This window comes from Alkalihalobacillus pseudalcaliphilus (assembly GCF_028610675.1).
Taxonomy (GTDB): Bacteria; Bacillota; Bacilli; order Bacillales; family Bacillaceae_D; genus Alkalihalobacillus; species Alkalihalobacillus pseudalcaliphilus.
In genome coordinates this window covers 18956-35481 of sequence record NZ_JAQQWS010000010.1, presented here as the reverse complement: position 1 = coordinate 35481, position 16526 = coordinate 18956, and the positions used below count along the sequence as shown (strand labels likewise).

Below are 16526 nucleotides of genomic sequence, written 5' to 3'. Positions count from 1 at the left end.
TTAATTTATGAATACCCATGATAATTGGGAGAATACTTATCACTAAATCCATGTTTCCCTTGGAACTCTGCTACCTTCACGTTCTTATTCTTGAATTGCATCATTAAATTGTCAACATCAAACGAATGCTCTTTCACAGTTCATCTACCTATCCGTTCTCTTATTTGCAAAGTTTTTTATAATTGCCATGATTAATGTTCCCTTATTTCGGATTATCCACGAAGAGACAGTCGATCATATGAAAGGACGTATTTTCTCAGTGATGGGCGTCATTAGCAGCTCACTTGTACCATTGGCGGTTATTTTATTTGGCTATCTTTATGATCGCGGCCTCTATTCCATTGTGAATTTCATTGCAGGCTTTATTGTGATAACCATTGCTTTCATTTATTATCAGCCTAGGAAAATGAAACAGAATTCGTTACACGTTTGATTGTGGCCAATTGTAGCAATTCCGTCAAAAATAGTTACTTTACGTACACGCTCATTCTACTAATCTTAATTCCCTTAAAGCGATTGCTATGCCATCATCCTTTGCAGCCCTGGTAATAACCGTCGCTTTTCTTTTCAGTCTTTCTGATCCATTTTCCATTGCCACTCCGACACTGACCACCTCTAGCATTTCTATATCATTATCTCCATCACCAAAAGCGACAGCATCATGAGCAGTTAAGTGGAAGTAATCGAGGACCGTTTGGATGGCCAAAGCTTTGTTTATATCACACTCTAACACATTAAGGATATACGGGTGCCAACGCTTAAAAGTTAGCTTTGGAAAAGTAGATTGATACTGTCTTTCTATTACTTCATCAGCAAATAGACACATTAGATGCACATCACCTTCAATAAATGTACGAGGATACTTCTCGATATGTAAAGTTTCTTTAAGCGCTTTTAAAACCAAATCATGACGAACCCCATTCATACGCAAATCACGTTGATAATACGATAAGGCATGGTTGTGCTTAATCGAATACTCATTGACCTCATTAACAACTTGTTGACTCATCACTACTTTATGTATCGTTTCATCTTCAATCGTAACAAGTGCCCCATTGGCGGTAATCAAATTTCTTATTCCTAATTGTGCTAACTCCTCACACATCGCTAACGGTCTGCCCGTCGCAGCTACGACAATAACACCTCTATCTAGTAATTGTTTAACCGCCAACTCTGTTGATTGTGGTATCCTACCAGTCTCATGATCGGTTAAAGTTCCATCTACATCAAAAAAGACAATTTTTTTTGTCATATATCTTACCTCCTTTCATTAAATCGTAGAGAGAATTCCACCTTCTACTCGGATTGCTGAACCAGTTACTGCGCTTGCCTGTTGTGAGGCAAGATAAAGAGCAACTCCAGCTATTTCATCCATTTCAATAAATCTTTCGATAACAGATGTAGGGTTATTTTTTTTTAATATATCTCTTTTCAAATCATCGAGAGCTATGTTCTCTCTAAGTCCACATGCTCCCTCCTTTAAACACTTCAAATTATTTTGAACTATTATTATTATTTCAAAAATATTTGAAATGTCAAGAAATTTATAGTAACTTTACATTATGAATACTAATAGCGTCTTATCCAACACACTGAAAACACTGCAAGACCCCATTCGTATTAAAATTATTGAAATTCTACATTCTGAGTTCGAAAGGAGAGAATTTATTTCTACAAAAGAAGAGGCAATAAATGGCTTTTGTCCGATGGATATTGCTAAAATTCTTAATGAGGAAAATTACGGGGTTTCGAATACGAAGTTGTCGTACCATTTAAAAGAGTTGAGAGAGAATCAATTCATTCATTTAGCCAAGGATGGTAAACGTCATTTCTACGTTTTAAAAAGAGAGGGTTTTGATGTATTATCCAATTGGATGAAGCAAATTTATAGTGGATGAAAATAAGAAGTTGTTTCGTATGGTGCGAACATGTCCCTATAAAAAAAGGACATGTTCTAACCTACTCGTTCGCGGACAGGTTAAATTTTTCTTATAATAACTTATGTGGTTATTACGTATAACATTGGCCCTTTCTACAAACTGAGCTACTGAAAAACAATTCAGTAAAGGTCTCATAAATTTTTGAGGAAGCCAAAACAGTTTTATTAAACTAAAAGTCCCTATTAATGTAAATTTAAACCAGTAAAACATGAACTGCTATTTTAATGGTTTAATCTTTAAACGAACATAAAACACATCGCCCCAAAAACAAACACTTAATCAAACCGTTATTCTTGTCCTAAATAACCATAGTAATCCCCCTAGAATAACTAGGTTCATGAGTAGAATAATAATAAGATGCGACATTGCTTCCGAATATAAGGACAAAATAGATAAATGAATTCCTTCTATTAAATATCCAAATGGATTAATTTCACTCAATATTTGAATCCACTTTGGGGCATTCGACATTGAATAAAAGGCTTCACTTAAAAAGATAAAGGGTAAAGAAATCAAATTACTGAACATACTTACTTGGTTAACATCGTTACTGATCAAAGCAATAATAAATCCTATCAAAGAAAACATTAAAGTTCCTAATATAACAAATATCATAATAAATAAGAGACTAATGAAGTCTAAATGAATATCAAATAAAATCACACCACTAATAATCAAGAATATTGAAATAATTAATGAAATACATACCCAGGCTGAGATTGTTGAAATAATAAATGAAGAAGTTTTAAATGGTGTTATGTTTAATAGTTTAAATACACCTTGCATTCTTTGCTGAAAAATGGTAAATCCATTGGTAACCATAGACCAAAATAGAATACTTACACCTATAACACCTGCCAATAGTTGGGCCTGATATGCAGCATTAGGAAAATAAAATCCTAAACCAGCGTATAGAGCCACTGGTAAAATAATTGAGTAGAACAATAAATATACATCTCTAAATGATGATTTTAATGTAATTTGAAAAGTAAGATTCATGCCTCCAGCTCCTTGCTATTTCCTAATAGTTCCATATATAAATCTTCTCCCGTTTTAACATTCCATCTTTCGTATAATTCTGTGATTGTCCCTTCACCGCTAATAATACCGCTTTGTATAAAAATAATTCTATCAGCAATCCCAACGACTTCTTCCATATCATGAGATGTAAAAATAATCGTTGTACCTTGCTTATTAAGTTTTTTTAGTAACTCTTTCATCTCCTTTCTAGATTTAGGGTCCAATGCAGCAGATGGTTCATCTAGAAATAATACTTTTGGTGAATGAACCGTAGCTATTGCAATGGCTAATTTTTTTTGCTGCCCCCCAGATAATTTAATAGCTTTTACCTTTGCAACATCCTCCAATCCAAAATCAGTTAACAAAGTTATGGCATCACCTTTAGACATTATCCTACCAAAAAAAGATGCAAATAATCGCAAGTTTTCTAGTGATGTAAGAGCTGGGAAGAATGGAACATCCTGTAACTGTGCACCTATAGAATTCTTAATGCCTTCTTCAACATTAACACTACCACTATTAGGCTTTTTTATTCCTAATAGCATTTCTATTGTTGTTGTTTTACCTGCACCATTTGGTCCTATAATAGCTATCATCTCATTCTCAAATACATCAATTGAGACATTATTAACCACTGTGTTTTCTTTCACTTTTTTTACAAGTTTAATTCCACTCATTATAGTTTTCATTACAATATCTCCTTTCTTCACAAATAACCAATATTGTTTAACCAAATTTGGTTATTTGATTAAAAAAATTTATTTTTCTTTTTTCTTTTCTAAGAAATCAATGATTTGTTCAATTAATTCTATTTGCAGTAAAAGCTGTTTGTTAATGTTTGAGAAAAGCATCTGAATATGTGGAGCCATATCAATGATAGCCTCTTTCTTTTTTCGGCCAACCTCCATATATTCAATTTCACTCCGTAACCTATCACGGTGATTATTTAAAGCTCTCAATGCATGGTCTTCATTAATCAAATCAAGAAATGTTAAGCTTGCATATAATGTAGTAGGGTAAGAAACAGAGCTCTTTTCTAAACTTTCTATTATTAATTGTTCTAGTTCTGCTGTTCCTTTAACTGTTAATCGATAAATTGCCTTTTGACGGTTACCATTGTTCTCAACTGATTGCACTTCAATAAATTGGTCTTTTTCTAACTTTTTTAGTGCATGATAAACTGAACCAGATAAGATACCTGCCCACCTATCAGCTCCTGATTGCTGTAATACTTGTTGAATCTCATAACCTGTCATACTCTTTTGTGATAATAAACCTAATACAGTTAATCTTGTCGACATATCCACACCTCTAATAACCAACGTTGGCTATTTTAGATTACCACATTTATTTCGTTTGTCAATAAACAAACATTCTAAATTGGCGATGATTGTTATATTTAGACTCTTATAGATAATTTAACCTGCTTGCAACCTTATTCATTAAAGTAAATCCGTTAATCCATCTGGCACTAATCTTAATTTCCCATTTTTGAAATCACTCATTGACTTCCAATACAATAGAAATGGCTCTCCATCATCTTGATAACCCCGTAGAGAGGTTTTTTCATAAAAAGAGTGTTCGACAAATGTAGCTTCATGCACAAAAACAATTTCGTGTCCAAGGTTTTCGTTATCTGTAAATATATTCTCGACGACTCCTAATAGATGAATATTTGTAATGTCTGCCCCTAGTTCTTCAAGAAGTTCTCTTTTTAAGGTATTAACGCTTTTCTCTCCATACTCAATTCCCCCGCCAATTGGACGATAATAATAGGATTGTTTTTTAGCATCAAATCCTTGAAAGACTAGAATAGTATCTTGTTTTCTAAAAATACCGATAGAGATTGGTCGAATATATCCTTTGTCCATCTCATCTTAGCTCCCTTCATAAATCATATTTATAATCAACATGCAAAGCTCATATCTTTGGAACACAGATTTCACTTTTCCTTTTCTTCAGAAAATAACCTTGCAATGTGTTGTTTTAGACTTAATTATCTTATTGTTGCCGAGCCCCGTCACTCCTGTATATTAATATTTTATTTCTAACTAGATAATTAGCTCATCATGTTATTTACAAGATGAGCAGCATCTAAACCAACTCCACAGATTAAGGAAGAGCCACGCTGATACTGCCATGGTAAACCAATAAAAAATAAGTTCTCAACTGGACTAATCCCTCTTTTATGTAATGGCAAGCCTTCACTCGTTAAAGCTCCTTCAATCCTCAGCCAATTATAATCTGACTTAAATCCAGTACACCATAAAATAGTATCAATTTCTAATTCGCTTTTATCAGAAAATATCACCTTATTATTAATTAATTGATCAACACGTGGTTTTACTTTTATTTTGCCTTTATTGATGAGCACTTTTGATTCATACCCAAATATAGGGTCTTGCCTCTTTTGCATGATTTTACCTTTAATCGTATCCTTACCTGCATGTAAAAACTTTAATTTGTTAATCCAATAAAAAATGCTTTTATTAAATAAAGTTAAGGGCATATATTTGATTTTTTGAGATACAGCTAAATACACTTCTTTAGTTAATGCTAATTCTGATGCAATTTGTACTCCTGAATTTCCTCCTCCTACGATAAGTACCTTTTTCCCTTTTATATCATTAATATTTTTATAGCCTGAAGAGTGAATATGTTTTATTTGACTACCTTGTAACGATAAAGGGATAAATGGATCTTTAAAAGCACCTGAAGCAATTACAACTTTTTTTGATTGATAAACTCCATTTGATGTATGTAATAAAAACATGTTCTTTTCTTTTTCAATTAAAGTCACTTGAATGCCTAATGCTATTGGTAAATTAAAATGTTCAACATATTGCTCAAGATAGTCAGCAACTTCATCTTTTGTTGGGTATGTATTGTTTTTGCCTTTCATTTTTAAATCAGGCAGTGATGAGTAGTCTCTCGGCGTGAAAAGTACCAATGAATGATATCTTGCTCGCCATTGATCCCCTACTCTCTCAGAGGAATCTATCATCAGGTGTTTAATATTTTCCTTTTTTAACTTTTGGCTTACCGCAATACCAGCTTGTCCAGCTCCAACAATTATGACATCATATAACATACAAATCCTCCTCTTTTCAGCAACATTCAAATTTACATTTGATTAATAAGTTCTTGTTTCAATCATACATTAATCAAACAAGCATTTGAATAATAAATTACCATATAATAAATAAAAGTGATCAAATTTACATTTCTCTGATCACTTTACTAATCATTATACTTTTTACCGTGTACTCGTCGCTAAACTGCGGAGCAATGCAATGGTCTCTTGTTCATTGATAGAATAATCCGGGTCAGCACTTGTTTTGACAATAATTGTCCTTGTCTTTGGATGAACATAGAGGAATTGCCCCCATACACCGAGGGCGAGGAAATCTTGATTATCTCTATACGGAACCCACCATTGATATTGGTATCCACTATCCCGCCCCGTTAATAAAGAGTCCTGATGAATCGTTGTTGATTGTCTCACCCACTCATTTGAGACTAATTGCTCTTCTTCCCATTTACCTTCCTGACAGAAAAGTCGCCCGAACTTAGCATAATCTCTCAGCGTTGCGTTAAATCCACAGAATGAGAAATCATTCCCTTTACGATCTTGACTCCAAAAAGCACGGTTTTCTGTACCTATCTGTTTCCAGATTTTCTCTTCGAAATATCGCGAGGGCTGCCTACCAGTAACGTTACGAATTAACATACCAAGTGCTTGAGTATCTGAACTAATATAGTGAAAACGCTCTCCTGCACCGCTCTCATTCTTCAATTTCTTCATGAACCTGTCCGCACTTTGATCCCATAATAATGCTTGATAAAAGATTTGCTGAATATCTGATTTCTTATTTGCATACTCCTCATTAAATCGAACGCCTGAAGACATTAATAAGACATTTTTAATAGAAACATCACCATAACCACTATGGTTCAGTTCTGGCACATATCGACCAATCGGCTCTTCTATACTTTTAATTAAACCCTCCTCAAGAGCTACCCCTACCATCGCTGACACCATTGATTTCGCGACTGACCATGAAGTAAAAGTCGATGTAGGCTTTGAGCCAAGTCGGTATGTTTCATAAAGAACCTGGTCATCTTGTATAAAAAGAAATCCAGTCGTTTCTGACTGCTCCAAAAACGAATCAACAGATCGAGTGTTTCCCTTGTATGTGTAAGTTAATATCTTAGAATCCAGGTTCTCAGTGAATTGAAAAGGTTGTTTCGATGGCTCTATTTCACGAAAAGGCATCACCTTATCCATATGTTGAAAGCGCTCCACACGTTTTGTTGGGTGAAACAGCGTCAGAGCTTGGTAATTTTGAAATACTTTATACGCTGCAAATGCCGAAAGTGTTATCCCTGCACCTAGTCCTAATTTTGTTCGCTTCTTCATTCATTACACCCCAACTTCTTCTGTATATGATTGCTTCATTTGCTTCAATTAATCTACGTTAATAATATCATCTATCGCGAGATAAGCTAATTTCAAGGCACAACCAATCATCCCCACGTACACTACCTAGAATCCCATTTACCCTTTTTATTATCCGATACCATCGCTACAACAGCAGAGACAATCGCAAACAACAATCCAGTTACAGGAAATATAATCCAGTTTATATGCCACTGACCGAATACAAATCCACTTAGAAGAAAAATAATAACAGCTAACGGCCAAATAATTGCTGCAATACTCCCAATAAATTGATCACTTTTCTGTTCCCTCTCTGTATAAATCACTTGATCCAATAATTTATTATACGAGCCGTATAAGCCGCCAAAATAAACAAAGATAAATACAGCGGTCGCAACCATAGCTAAGAGCAAAGCTATCCCATAAACTGGCTTATTTGAAAATAGGGTTAATTCGAGTATTAATGCAAGTGGTGATAAAATACAAAGGGCGACACCAATAATGATCATTGACACAAATGTTGGTTGAAAAGCTGCTCTCCCCTTTTCTAAAACTCTCTTCGCTTGAGTACTGAGCTCAAATTGGCCCTCGTTGATAAAGTCGTACTCTTTCATTTTCATTCCACTGTAAATGAATATGCCAACCGCAATCGCCACGAATACTAATAAAATCGTTAACCCTATCGTTAGCTTTGTACCATCAGATAAAACCAAAGGTAACTGAAGAATGAGTGTTAAAAGAGCGGAACCTATAATACATAGGAAAACACCAATACCTATCATTTTCTGAAAGACCCTTGTATCTTCTATATACGTATACACATCATCATCATTTAATAAAGGTAATGCCTCATGATTGCTTTGATTTAATCCAAGATCAAACTCCTCAATAATTTCATCAATATTTCCAAATTCAGAAATCACCACACCAATCGCTTCATTCTCCGACTTTCCTGCACTTTTTAATTCATAATATTTCTCTTCCATATTCGCCAATAATTCTTCTTTTAATTGGGTGATTTGTTGTGATTTCGGTAATGAAGAAAACATATTATCTAGGTAATTGATGATTGTATTCATGCCATTTCTCCTCCTTATTGAATAAACCGATTAATAACTTCCTTTGTGATTTCCCACTCCAAACACTTATCTTGATAATATCGCCTTCCTTTTTCGGTAATACGGTAATACGTACGTTTTTTTCCATGCGTTTCATCTTTATGGAAAGATTCTATATACTCGTTTTTTAATAACCGATTAAAGGCAGAATATAAGGTCGTTTCCTTAATGACATATTTCCCATCTGAAATTTCTTTAATATTCTTTGAGATTTCATATCCATATGACTCTCGTTCTAACAATAAAAAAAGAATAATGGTGTCATTATATCCACGAATAACATCACTGCTAATCAAATGAAAGCTCCTTTCTCGAAGGCCATACCTCTATGCTTTTAATTACTACATCTGCCATACTACGTCTGTCGTAGTAACTATAATTTACCATAATTACTACGACAGGTAAAGTACTTTTATATAATTATTTACAATTTAGGCGACAATTACAGAGATATCCGTAATTGTCGCCCTCCATCAAAACAAAAAACAGCAACTTTAGAAGTCACTGTTTTTTCAGGTGCGAAATGATTATGAAATTAAATTGAATACTCCTCCAATCTTTTCCCTTTTTATATTGTATTCATTGATTCTATAAAAAATTTATAAGTAACAATTAACCAGTCCTCCCTTATATGGAAGACTTTTGTTGTGCTATCGATTAACCCATTTTCACGTCCAAGCCCAACTTTTCTAAAAACTGAAAATATGATGGGCATGTTTTCGATACGCATCCAGGATCATTAATTTGTATGCCTTTCACTTTCGCGCCGATAAGTGCTAGTGACATCGCCACTCGATGATCGTCGTATGTTTTTAACATTGTCGCTTTCGGTTTACCTGGGTAGACCTTTAAACCATCTTGAAATTCCTCCACTTTAATTCCTAAGCGAGTTAATGATTCACAAATGACGTGAATTCGGTCGGACTCATGATGCCTGATATGGGCAACATTTGTTATCATGATTGGTTGGTCAGCAAATGGGGCTATAACAGCTAAAGTTAGAGCCTGATCAGACATCTCTCTCATCGAAATCTCAAATCCCCCTTTTAATTGATCGACACCTTCAAGTTCAATAAACGCCGGACCCTTCGTTACCTTACACCCCATCTGTTCAAAAATATCCACCATCTTGATATCAGGCTGTTTCGTATCATACGTTATATTTTGGATACGTATTCGCCCATTTGTCACTGCTGCAAGGGCAAGGAAATAACAAGCCGTCGATGCATCTGCTTCTAAATCAACCGTTTGTTGTTTATATAAAGATGGCTCCACAACCATCTCGGTTAATAAAGAATTCGATTGAACATGAGCTCCGAATTTTTTCATTAAATCCAACGTAAGATCGACATAGGCGTGTTGAACGATATGGTCGCTTATCTTTATAGTTGTTGTTTCTTTGAAATAAGGAGCTGCCATCAATAAGCCACTTATGAATTGACTAGATGTCTTACCTGAAAGGCTAACCTCTCCTCCTAACAGCTCTTTTCCATTTATGCTTAATGGATAGCAACCTTCTTTCCTCATATATGTCACATCAGCACCTACCTCACGTAATGCATTTACTAAGGGAGCAATCGGTCTTTGACTCATACTTGTACTTGCCTCGACTTCCCATGTTCCTTCAGTCGTAACTAACACTCCCGGTAAAAATCTTGCAATCGTACCAGCTGCCCCGATGTATAACTCTCCAGATTCCCATACGCCTCCCTTCCCTGACACATACGCTATCTCACCTTGAATGTCAATCGCCACACCTAATTTCTTTAAGGCTTCTATACACCAATACGAATCGTCACTTTTTAAAATTCCTGTTAGCTTCGATTCCCCTTTAGCTAAGGCACTTAAAATGAGGGCCCGGTTCGTTAAGCTTTTACTACCGGGTATCGTCATTGAACCGATTATTTTGTTTTTACTCGGAGAAATCGTCAGCTTCTTCACACCTTTTAATGGCGTCCAAGGGCTACGGGCTTTTTGATCAACATCATGTTCTTCCAAAATAATCACTCCTTCAAATCGATTTTTAATTCGCTATCTTTTCATTATAAATTTGATTATGATATAAATATAATTAATGGTTTTTACAACAGTTATAGGTGGTATCTATATTATGCAATTAGATCTGTATCGGGTGTTTTATATAACTGCATTGGAACAAAATTTGAGTAAAGCCGCTAAGAAATTGTATATTACCCAGCCAAGTGTAAGTTATGCCATTAAGCAACTAGAAGAACGATTGGAGACGCCATTATTCATTAGAACGTCCAAAGGGGTGCTGCTGACAAAAGAAGGACAAGTGCTTTTTGAATCGATTGAACCGGCCTTCGCCTTAATTCATAAGGCCGAGCAGAGGATAGCAGAGTTCAAGCATTTAAAACGAGGTCATGTGACGATTGGAGGTAGTGATTCGACCTGTAAGCATTATTTACTTCCTTATATCCAAACATTTCAAGACAGATACGCTGATATTCAAATCAAATTACACCATGGCTCTACACCACAAATCATCGAAAAATTAACAAATGGCTTAATTGATATTGGGATTGTCCATTTACCAATAGCTGAAAATCACGTACATGTAACCGACTTTTTAACGATAAGTAGTACCTTTGTCGTTGGGAAAAAATACAAAGAATTAGCTAACCAAACTTTATCGCTTGAAGACATCCTCCATTACCCGCTCATCTCCTTTTCAGAATCCAGCAGCTCCAGAAAATTTCTCGAGCAATTATTTCGTAAACAAGACCTACACGTGCAACCAGACATCGAAGTAGGTAGTGTAGAATTGTTAAAGGAATGTGCAAAAATAGGCATGGGGATAGCATTCGTCACGAAGGAATTAGTTCAACAGGAATTAGCAAATGAGGAATTATTTGAGGTGCATGTGAATGTAGAAATAGCCGATAGGAAGGTCGGGCTCATTACGCAAAAAAATGGTCCTTTGTCCAATGCAGCCAACAAATTTTTCAAGCACCTCAACCAAAATAACACAAAATTCAAATAACACGGTTTTTATTGCACCCATTATGGTGTATAATACTAAGAAGAAGGCATACATTAAAAAGACTGCTGGTGCGTGAACACCAACAGTCTAGCAATAAAAAGCTTCCCTTATTTGGGCGGTCAGCAAATTATGGGAAATAATCCACCGAATCGCTTACAAACTCAAGGGTGGATTATTTTTTTTGGTTAAATGACAGGACGACTACGATTAAGCTTGCAAATGCTAAGGCAAACATTAACGCTTCAAACACTGTCATACAGCACCACCCCCTTTCTACTGGGAGTGTGCCGACCACCCTTGAATAAGTTCAGTTTTTTTATTGCATGGTTATAGTATAGCAAATCCTAGAAACGGAAATCAGAATATTCTTTCTTTTAAGGAGTGTTTTTGTTTTATTTCTACTCCTCATGGTGTATAATACAAATAAGCAGGCATACATTAATAAAGACTGCTGGTGCGCTAACACCAACAGTCTAGCAATAAATAGCTTCCCTTATTTGGGCGGTCAGCAGAATTATTTGGGTAAATAATCCACCGAGCGTCAACTCAAGGGTGGATTATTTTTTTTGGTTAAATGACAGAATGACTACGATTAAGCTTGCGAATGCTAAAGCAAACATTAACGCTTCAAACACTGTCATACAGCACCACCCCCTTTCTACTGGGAGTGTGCCGACCACCCTTGAATAAGTTCAGTTTATTATTGCATAGTTACAGTATATCAAATCAACAAATAAAAAGCGGAATATTCTTTCTTTTTATGAGTGGTTTTGTTTTACTTCTACTCATCATGGTGTATAATACAAAGAAGAAGGCATACATTAATAAAGACTGCTGGTGCTAGAACACCAACAGTCTAGCAATAAAAAGCTTCCCTTATTAGGGTGGTCAGCGGATATTAGGAAATAATCCACCGAGTCCACATCAACTCAAGGATGGATTATTTTTTTTGTTAAAATACAGAATGACTACGATTAAGCTTGCAAATGCTAAGGCAAACATTAACGCTTCAAACACTGTCATACAGCACCACCCCCCTTTCTACTGGGAGTGTGCCGACCACCCTTGAATAAGTTCAGTTTTTTATTGCATAGTTACAGTATATCAAATCAACAAATAAAAATCAGAATATTCTTTCTTTTTAAGTGGTTTTATCTTTATTCCACCATTAAAGTGTATAATCCCCTCAATCATCTGTTTTCTCATAATACATGTGAACGGAATGTATCAAATAAATGATTCATAGTAGACCTTTAGATTCCAAATAGCGTTCCACTTCCGTTACCCTTACCCCATTATGTACAGTAAATAGCTCATACCTTCGTTTTAACCACTGAAAGGATCTATCGCGAATATGCGAATCATCGGCCCCGTGAATAATCGGTATTACTTTTGTTAATGAATCCAAACTTACTAGTGCTTCAAAACAATTTAGGTGCTCCAATTCCTTTTTGGTGCTATTCTGATAAGCATCCAACATCGGTTCTTTGAAGCTAGTTCCAAACCAAGAGTAACCTAAAATAAGGGTATTAGCAATATCAAAACGTGGGTCCGCAATCATCGCCTTTTCCCAATCTAATACAAACAATTCACCTTCACGATTAATCAATGTATTCCAAAAGTGAAAATCACCATGATTGATAGCTTCTGTCCATGACATATGCCGAAACATTTGTACAATAGTAATCTTGTTACTAAAGCCGTCCTTATTAGTTCGTACATTCTTCATCTCAATCGCTGAAACTTTCTTATCTGTATTTTGGAAAAGTTCTCCTATTGTCTTTAATAAGTCATCTACCAACTTGATAGCCTCCCGTGTTACCTGCCTTTTCATTTGCCTATCGTTCTATTAAGCAAATGTCTAAAACACTCAGTTAACACTTCATAAATATCGCCAATGCCCCATAACTCTTTTCTAGTTCAGGTGAATAAATCTCATAGGTGCCCTCTACCATTTCTTGCATCGTCCAACCTTCACAACCAAAATCTTTAAAATCGATATCCTTATACATATCCTTAAAAGTAGGATAACTTCTTAATTCGATAACTTGGACCTGCAATGTTTCATTATAATCGGGAACCTGTCTAAATTCAATCGTATCCCCAACCTTAATTTTTCGTCTCTTTTCATCGTTTAATCGAACCTCCACCATCTTTTCGCCATCTCTAATCAACTGAAAATATTCACGATATAAACCCATTTGATGGATCATTTCCCACTCACCTCATTTAAAGCAAATTAAAAGATATAACTAAGTTTAATTTCTTACAGGTCATTCACAGGGCACTATATAACTTATTCTTGAGTAAGCGTATATTCTTCTTTTAGCACTCCCATATGAATAATGTCATGCCAGTGGTTATTTCTAAATAAACTTTCCCTGCTTACCCCCTCTTTTTGAAAACCTATTCGTTCGTACAAGCGTATAGCTTTTTCATTAAAAGAATATACCTTTAGAGATATACGGTGTAAATTTAATTCAAAAAAAGCATAATCAAGCAGTAAACCTAACCCTTCAGCACCGTATCCTTGACCCCAATATTCTTTTTCACCAATATCGATAATACATTCAGCATTCTGATTTTTATAATCAATATTAATTAAAGATACGATACCAATATTCACTTTAGTTTCTTTATCAATCATAATATAGCTTTTAGATGTTTGAGATCCTAAAATAACATTATTTACAAAGGATTCCGTTTCATCTGAAGAGTAAACATCTAAATACGGACTGGTTGAATACATAACCTCTAGATTATTTCTCCACTTATGATATATTTGTATATCGTCCACAGATATCTTCCTTAAAGCAAGCCTTGATGATTCAAATAGCAATACATTCACTCCTTTTTTTGTATTATCACGAGGTCACCAACTCAAAATAGCCCGCAGTAATACTATCCAAAAACTTGAGCAGCAATGGCATATAATTGATTATTCCTCTTTGGCAAATGATCAGAATTCCTCACCATGATTGGTGGCGTATTAACCTGCTTGAACCCAAGTTTTGTTAAAAACTCTTCTATCTCGACGTTAATATCACCTGGAACATCAATTCTGAGTTTCCCTGAATAGTTCTGTATTAACTCATGGATTAATTCAATAGCTGTTCTGGAATCTTTGGCAACAACTGGACCTATTAAAAGGTTAGCGGAACCTATTATCGATAAACCAAAACCAATAATTTTTCCTTTATTATTCTTCGCAACCAAACAACTTTTTGATTGTTTAATTCTGTTGGAAAGTAAATTTGTTCTTCGACCACCAAAAGCAGCTGAATCTAATTGGATGACATCATCTAGATCTTGTTCAATATAGTCCTCAATTACTACATGTTTCTTTAATTGAACGGAGAGGAATTGATCACTTAAATATTTATGTACATTATCTATCGTGATAAATCCCAATTTCTTATATAGAGGCTTACCTTCCTCAGTTGAAATTAACATTATCTGAGTCTTTTTAGGTACAGTATCTATACATTTCTTAGTTGCTTCCTTTGCTAAGCCTAATCCTCTAAAATCCTCATGAACAATTACCATTCCAATTGAAGCAAGGTTATTTTCATATAATATGATTGCAGCACTAGATACAATTTCTCCATACTCATTTTTATGACCATAAATCTCTCCAGATAATAGAACTGTTTGTATCTCATTTTTGTCATAATCCCGTCCTACAGATGTAGAAAGATTTATTAATCCTAAAATATCAGACTCATTAAATTTCAATAAACTTAATTTACTATTAGCACCAAAAAGGTCACCCCCTACTCTCTTTTTATAATAATCTTAAATTTATAACTATTCCATCGATATGCACCAAGAGGTCAATAAAAAAGAGACTTCCCTTTATTAAGAGAAGTCACCATTAGGTGCGATAGTATTGTTCATTTAATCGTAGCTCCAATATAAATTGCTCTCCAATCTTCCCTACTTTTCTTCTACCAGTATCTTTAAAAGTTATATAAGTTTTGAGAGGGTATATTCTTGTGATTAACAGCTAAAATAATTTCGTTACAACGTTTAAAATGTATAGAATTCCCCTAATGACTTATTAACTCAAAGATCTTGCTGCCTTTTAATACATTACATAAAAAGAGCTTCCCTTCTTGAAGGAAAGCCTACAACTGATTGAACGTCTAAAAGAAATTATTAACAAATTGTTCCTCTGAAATTACTCTTAAGCCCTTTCTTTTAAGTAAGGCTGAGGTAACACCATTTCCAACAACTTTCTTCCCCTTAAATTCACCATTATATATCATTGAACTACCACACGATGGACTATCTTCCTTTAAAACAACGATGGTTGCATTTATTTTTTTAGCTATTGCTAAAGTTGCATAAGCACCTTTTATGTAGAGTTCGGTTACATCTTTACCAGATTTCTCAACCACTTTAGCATTTCCGTCTAGCACATCTTCTCCGTCTCCATCTACTATTTCAGCTGGTTCTCTTGGAGTTTGGAACCCTCCAAGTAGTTCGGGGCATGTAGTAACAGCTTTCTTCTCTTCGACTAACTTCCTTATCCTGTTATCTAAGCTATGTGTACCGTTATATCTTACATTTAATCCTGCTAAACAAGAACTGACTAAAAACATACAATACACCTCCTCTCTCTAAAAACATATTTGATGATCATTGTATAAAAATCATGCATTATTCAATCCACCTTACAGATCAACAATTTGGCTCGATTATCGAACATCGGTTAATCATTAATCATTGCCCTACATTAACATGCCTCGTGGAATAAGCATCAGTGTTTATATGACGAATTCTAGTTAATCTCAGTGTATCATACGTTTACATATTTCATCTAAAATTCCCTCTAACAATCAAATCGTTCATCGTAACCTCATTCCTGTGTTGTGTGCTTTCTAATACTTGGGACCAGACAAGATAATTATTTATATACTTAGTCGCAACACCGTTTAATTGTTGTATCTAATTTTTTTTGTTTATCATGTATATCTTTTTATTCAATGCTTATATTAATG

Annotated in this window: 20 protein-coding genes and 1 pseudogene; 3 read left to right on the top strand and 18 right to left on the bottom strand. The window is 34.8% G+C overall.

The features are described 5' to 3' along the window. Positions 1 to 238 precede the first annotated feature (238 nt). A complete protein-coding gene (locus PQ479_RS17065; RefSeq protein ID WP_047987245.1) occupies positions 239 to 433 on the top strand; it encodes a hypothetical protein in 195 nt (64 codons plus the stop codon). Between the two features lie 51 nt (positions 434 to 484). Here PQ479_RS17065 and PQ479_RS17060 read toward each other — a convergent pair whose 3' ends face one another. Both PQ479_RS17060 and PQ479_RS17055 read right to left on the bottom strand, forming a co-directional pair. Next, positions 485 to 1252 (bottom strand): Cof-type HAD-IIB family hydrolase, encoded by a 768-nt coding sequence (locus tag PQ479_RS17060; protein WP_047987244.1) that lies wholly within the window; start codon positions 1250 to 1252, stop codon positions 485 to 487. 18 nt (positions 1253 to 1270) lie between these two features. Continuing rightward, positions 1271 to 1492: an SDR family oxidoreductase gene (locus PQ479_RS17055; RefSeq protein WP_273717112.1), complete on the bottom strand. Its 222-nt coding sequence runs from the start codon at positions 1490 to 1492 to the stop codon at positions 1271 to 1273. Positions 1493 to 1562: 70 nt separating this feature from the next. On the opposite strand from PQ479_RS17055, the gene PQ479_RS17050 reads away from it, so the two are divergent. Continuing rightward, entirely contained in the window at positions 1563 to 1898 is a 336-nt protein-coding gene (locus PQ479_RS17050; RefSeq protein WP_047987243.1) for an ArsR/SmtB family transcription factor, read from the top strand. 321 nt (positions 1899 to 2219) lie between these two features. Here PQ479_RS17050 and PQ479_RS17045 read toward each other — a convergent pair whose 3' ends face one another. The 9 genes from PQ479_RS17045 to aroA form a co-directional block, all read right to left on the bottom strand. Further along, entirely contained in the window at positions 2220 to 2939 is a 720-nt protein-coding gene (locus PQ479_RS17045) for an ABC transporter permease (protein WP_047987242.1), read from the bottom strand. Then, positions 2936 to 3649, bottom strand: coding sequence for an ABC transporter ATP-binding protein (locus tag PQ479_RS17040; protein WP_047987241.1), 714 nt, complete (start codon positions 3647 to 3649; stop codon positions 2936 to 2938). Before PQ479_RS17040 ends, PQ479_RS17045 begins: the two co-directional genes overlap by 4 nt. Positions 3650 to 3718: 69 nt before the next feature. Then, positions 3719 to 4261 carry a PadR family transcriptional regulator gene (locus tag PQ479_RS17035; protein WP_047987240.1) on the bottom strand — a complete coding sequence of 181 codons (543 nt, stop codon included), beginning with the start codon at positions 4259 to 4261 and terminating at the stop codon, positions 3719 to 3721. 141 nt (positions 4262 to 4402) lie between these two features. Then, positions 4403 to 4831 carry an NUDIX hydrolase gene (locus tag PQ479_RS17030; RefSeq protein ID WP_047987239.1) on the bottom strand — a complete coding sequence of 143 codons (429 nt, stop codon included), beginning with the start codon at positions 4829 to 4831 and terminating at the stop codon, positions 4403 to 4405. A 188-nt stretch (positions 4832 to 5019) separates the two neighbouring features. Then, a complete protein-coding gene (locus tag PQ479_RS17025) occupies positions 5020 to 6051 on the bottom strand; it encodes a flavin-containing monooxygenase (RefSeq protein ID WP_047987238.1) in 1032 nt (343 codons plus the stop codon). Positions 6052 to 6216: 165 nt separating this feature from the next. After that, positions 6217 to 7380, bottom strand: a complete 1164-nt coding sequence (locus PQ479_RS17020) for a serine hydrolase domain-containing protein (RefSeq protein ID WP_047987237.1) — start codon at positions 7378 to 7380, stop codon at positions 6217 to 6219. A gap of 122 nt (positions 7381 to 7502) precedes the next feature. Beyond that, positions 7503 to 8480 carry a permease prefix domain 1-containing protein gene (locus tag PQ479_RS17015; RefSeq protein WP_047987236.1) on the bottom strand — a complete coding sequence of 326 codons (978 nt, stop codon included), beginning with the start codon at positions 8478 to 8480 and terminating at the stop codon, positions 7503 to 7505. Between the two features lie 14 nt (positions 8481 to 8494). After that, on the bottom strand, positions 8495 to 8815 hold the full coding sequence (locus tag PQ479_RS17010; RefSeq protein WP_047987235.1) for a PadR family transcriptional regulator: 321 nt from the start codon (positions 8813 to 8815) through the stop codon (positions 8495 to 8497). 361 nt (positions 8816 to 9176) lie between these two features. After that, a complete protein-coding gene (gene aroA, locus PQ479_RS17005; RefSeq protein WP_420535558.1) occupies positions 9177 to 10517 on the bottom strand; it encodes a 3-phosphoshikimate 1-carboxyvinyltransferase in 1341 nt (446 codons plus the stop codon). Between the two features lie 112 nt (positions 10518 to 10629). Here aroA and PQ479_RS17000 point away from each other — a divergent pair, with 112 nt between their 5' ends. Next, positions 10630 to 11523: a LysR family transcriptional regulator gene (locus tag PQ479_RS17000; RefSeq protein ID WP_273717111.1), complete on the top strand. Its 894-nt coding sequence runs from the start codon at positions 10630 to 10632 to the stop codon at positions 11521 to 11523. A gap of 924 nt (positions 11524 to 12447) precedes the next feature. On the opposite strand, the gene PQ479_RS16995 is transcribed toward PQ479_RS17000, so the two are convergent. The 7 genes and pseudogenes from PQ479_RS16995 to PQ479_RS21920 form a co-directional block, all read right to left on the bottom strand. Further along, positions 12448 to 12546, bottom strand: coding sequence for a putative holin-like toxin (locus PQ479_RS16995; RefSeq protein WP_273717110.1), 99 nt, complete (start codon positions 12544 to 12546; stop codon positions 12448 to 12450). A 217-nt stretch (positions 12547 to 12763) separates the two neighbouring features. After that, entirely contained in the window at positions 12764 to 13324 is a 561-nt protein-coding gene (locus PQ479_RS16990) for a phosphotransferase family protein (RefSeq protein ID WP_047987234.1), read from the bottom strand. Between the two features lie 73 nt (positions 13325 to 13397). Continuing rightward, positions 13398 to 13736: an ASCH domain-containing protein gene (locus PQ479_RS16985; RefSeq protein WP_047987233.1), complete on the bottom strand. Its 339-nt coding sequence runs from the start codon at positions 13734 to 13736 to the stop codon at positions 13398 to 13400. 83 nt (positions 13737 to 13819) lie between these two features. After that, positions 13820 to 14362, bottom strand: a complete 543-nt coding sequence (locus PQ479_RS16980; RefSeq protein ID WP_047987232.1) for a GNAT family N-acetyltransferase — start codon at positions 14360 to 14362, stop codon at positions 13820 to 13822. 62 nt (positions 14363 to 14424) lie between these two features. Beyond that, on the bottom strand, positions 14425 to 15258 hold the full coding sequence (locus tag PQ479_RS16975) for a GNAT family N-acetyltransferase (protein ID WP_047987231.1): 834 nt from the start codon (positions 15256 to 15258) through the stop codon (positions 14425 to 14427). Positions 15259 to 15668: 410 nt separating this feature from the next. Beyond that, the gene (locus PQ479_RS16970; protein ID WP_047987230.1) at positions 15669 to 16127 is read right to left on the bottom strand and encodes a 2-thiouracil desulfurase family protein; all 459 of its coding nucleotides are present in this window, start codon (positions 16125 to 16127) and stop codon (positions 15669 to 15671) included. Between the two features lie 121 nt (positions 16128 to 16248). Continuing rightward, positions 16249 to 16473 (bottom strand): annotated as a pseudogene (locus PQ479_RS21920) (hypothetical protein); the annotation flags it as partial. Between the last annotated feature and the right edge of the window lie 53 nt (positions 16474 to 16526).

Excerpts from the sequence above, each read along its gene's own strand:
- PQ479_RS17065 (WP_047987245.1), top strand. The coding sequence starts at position 239 with ATGAAAGGACGTATTTTCTCAGTGATGGGCGTCATTAGCAGCTCACTT.
- PQ479_RS17060 (WP_047987244.1), bottom strand. The coding sequence starts at position 1,252 with ATGACAAAAAAAATTGTCTTTTTTGATGTAGATGGAACTTTAACCGAT.
- PQ479_RS17050 (WP_047987243.1), top strand. The coding sequence starts at position 1,563 with ATGAATACTAATAGCGTCTTATCCAACACACTGAAAACACTGCAAGAC.
- PQ479_RS17045 (WP_047987242.1), bottom strand. The coding sequence starts at position 2,939 with ATGAATCTTACTTTTCAAATTACATTAAAATCATCATTTAGAGATGTA.
- PQ479_RS17040 (WP_047987241.1), bottom strand. The coding sequence starts at position 3,649 with ATGAAAACTATAATGAGTGGAATTAAACTTGTAAAAAAAGTGAAAGAA.
- PQ479_RS17035 (WP_047987240.1), bottom strand. The coding sequence starts at position 4,261 with ATGTCGACAAGATTAACTGTATTAGGTTTATTATCACAAAAGAGTATG.
- PQ479_RS17030 (WP_047987239.1), bottom strand. The coding sequence starts at position 4,831 with ATGGACAAAGGATATATTCGACCAATCTCTATCGGTATTTTTAGAAAA.
- PQ479_RS17025 (WP_047987238.1), bottom strand. The coding sequence starts at position 6,051 with ATGTTATATGATGTCATAATTGTTGGAGCTGGACAAGCTGGTATTGCG.
- PQ479_RS17020 (WP_047987237.1), bottom strand. The coding sequence starts at position 7,380 with ATGAAGAAGCGAACAAAATTAGGACTAGGTGCAGGGATAACACTTTCG.
- PQ479_RS17015 (WP_047987236.1), bottom strand. The coding sequence starts at position 8,480 with ATGAATACAATCATCAATTACCTAGATAATATGTTTTCTTCATTACCG.
- PQ479_RS17000 (WP_273717111.1), top strand. The coding sequence starts at position 10,630 with ATGCAATTAGATCTGTATCGGGTGTTTTATATAACTGCATTGGAACAA.
- PQ479_RS16995 (WP_273717110.1), bottom strand. The coding sequence starts at position 12,546 with ATGACAGTGTTTGAAGCGTTAATGTTTGCCTTAGCATTTGCAAGCTTA.
- PQ479_RS16985 (WP_047987233.1), bottom strand. The coding sequence starts at position 13,736 with ATGATCCATCAAATGGGTTTATATCGTGAATATTTTCAGTTGATTAGA.
- PQ479_RS16970 (WP_047987230.1), bottom strand. The coding sequence starts at position 16,127 with ATGTTTTTAGTCAGTTCTTGTTTAGCAGGATTAAATGTAAGATATAAC.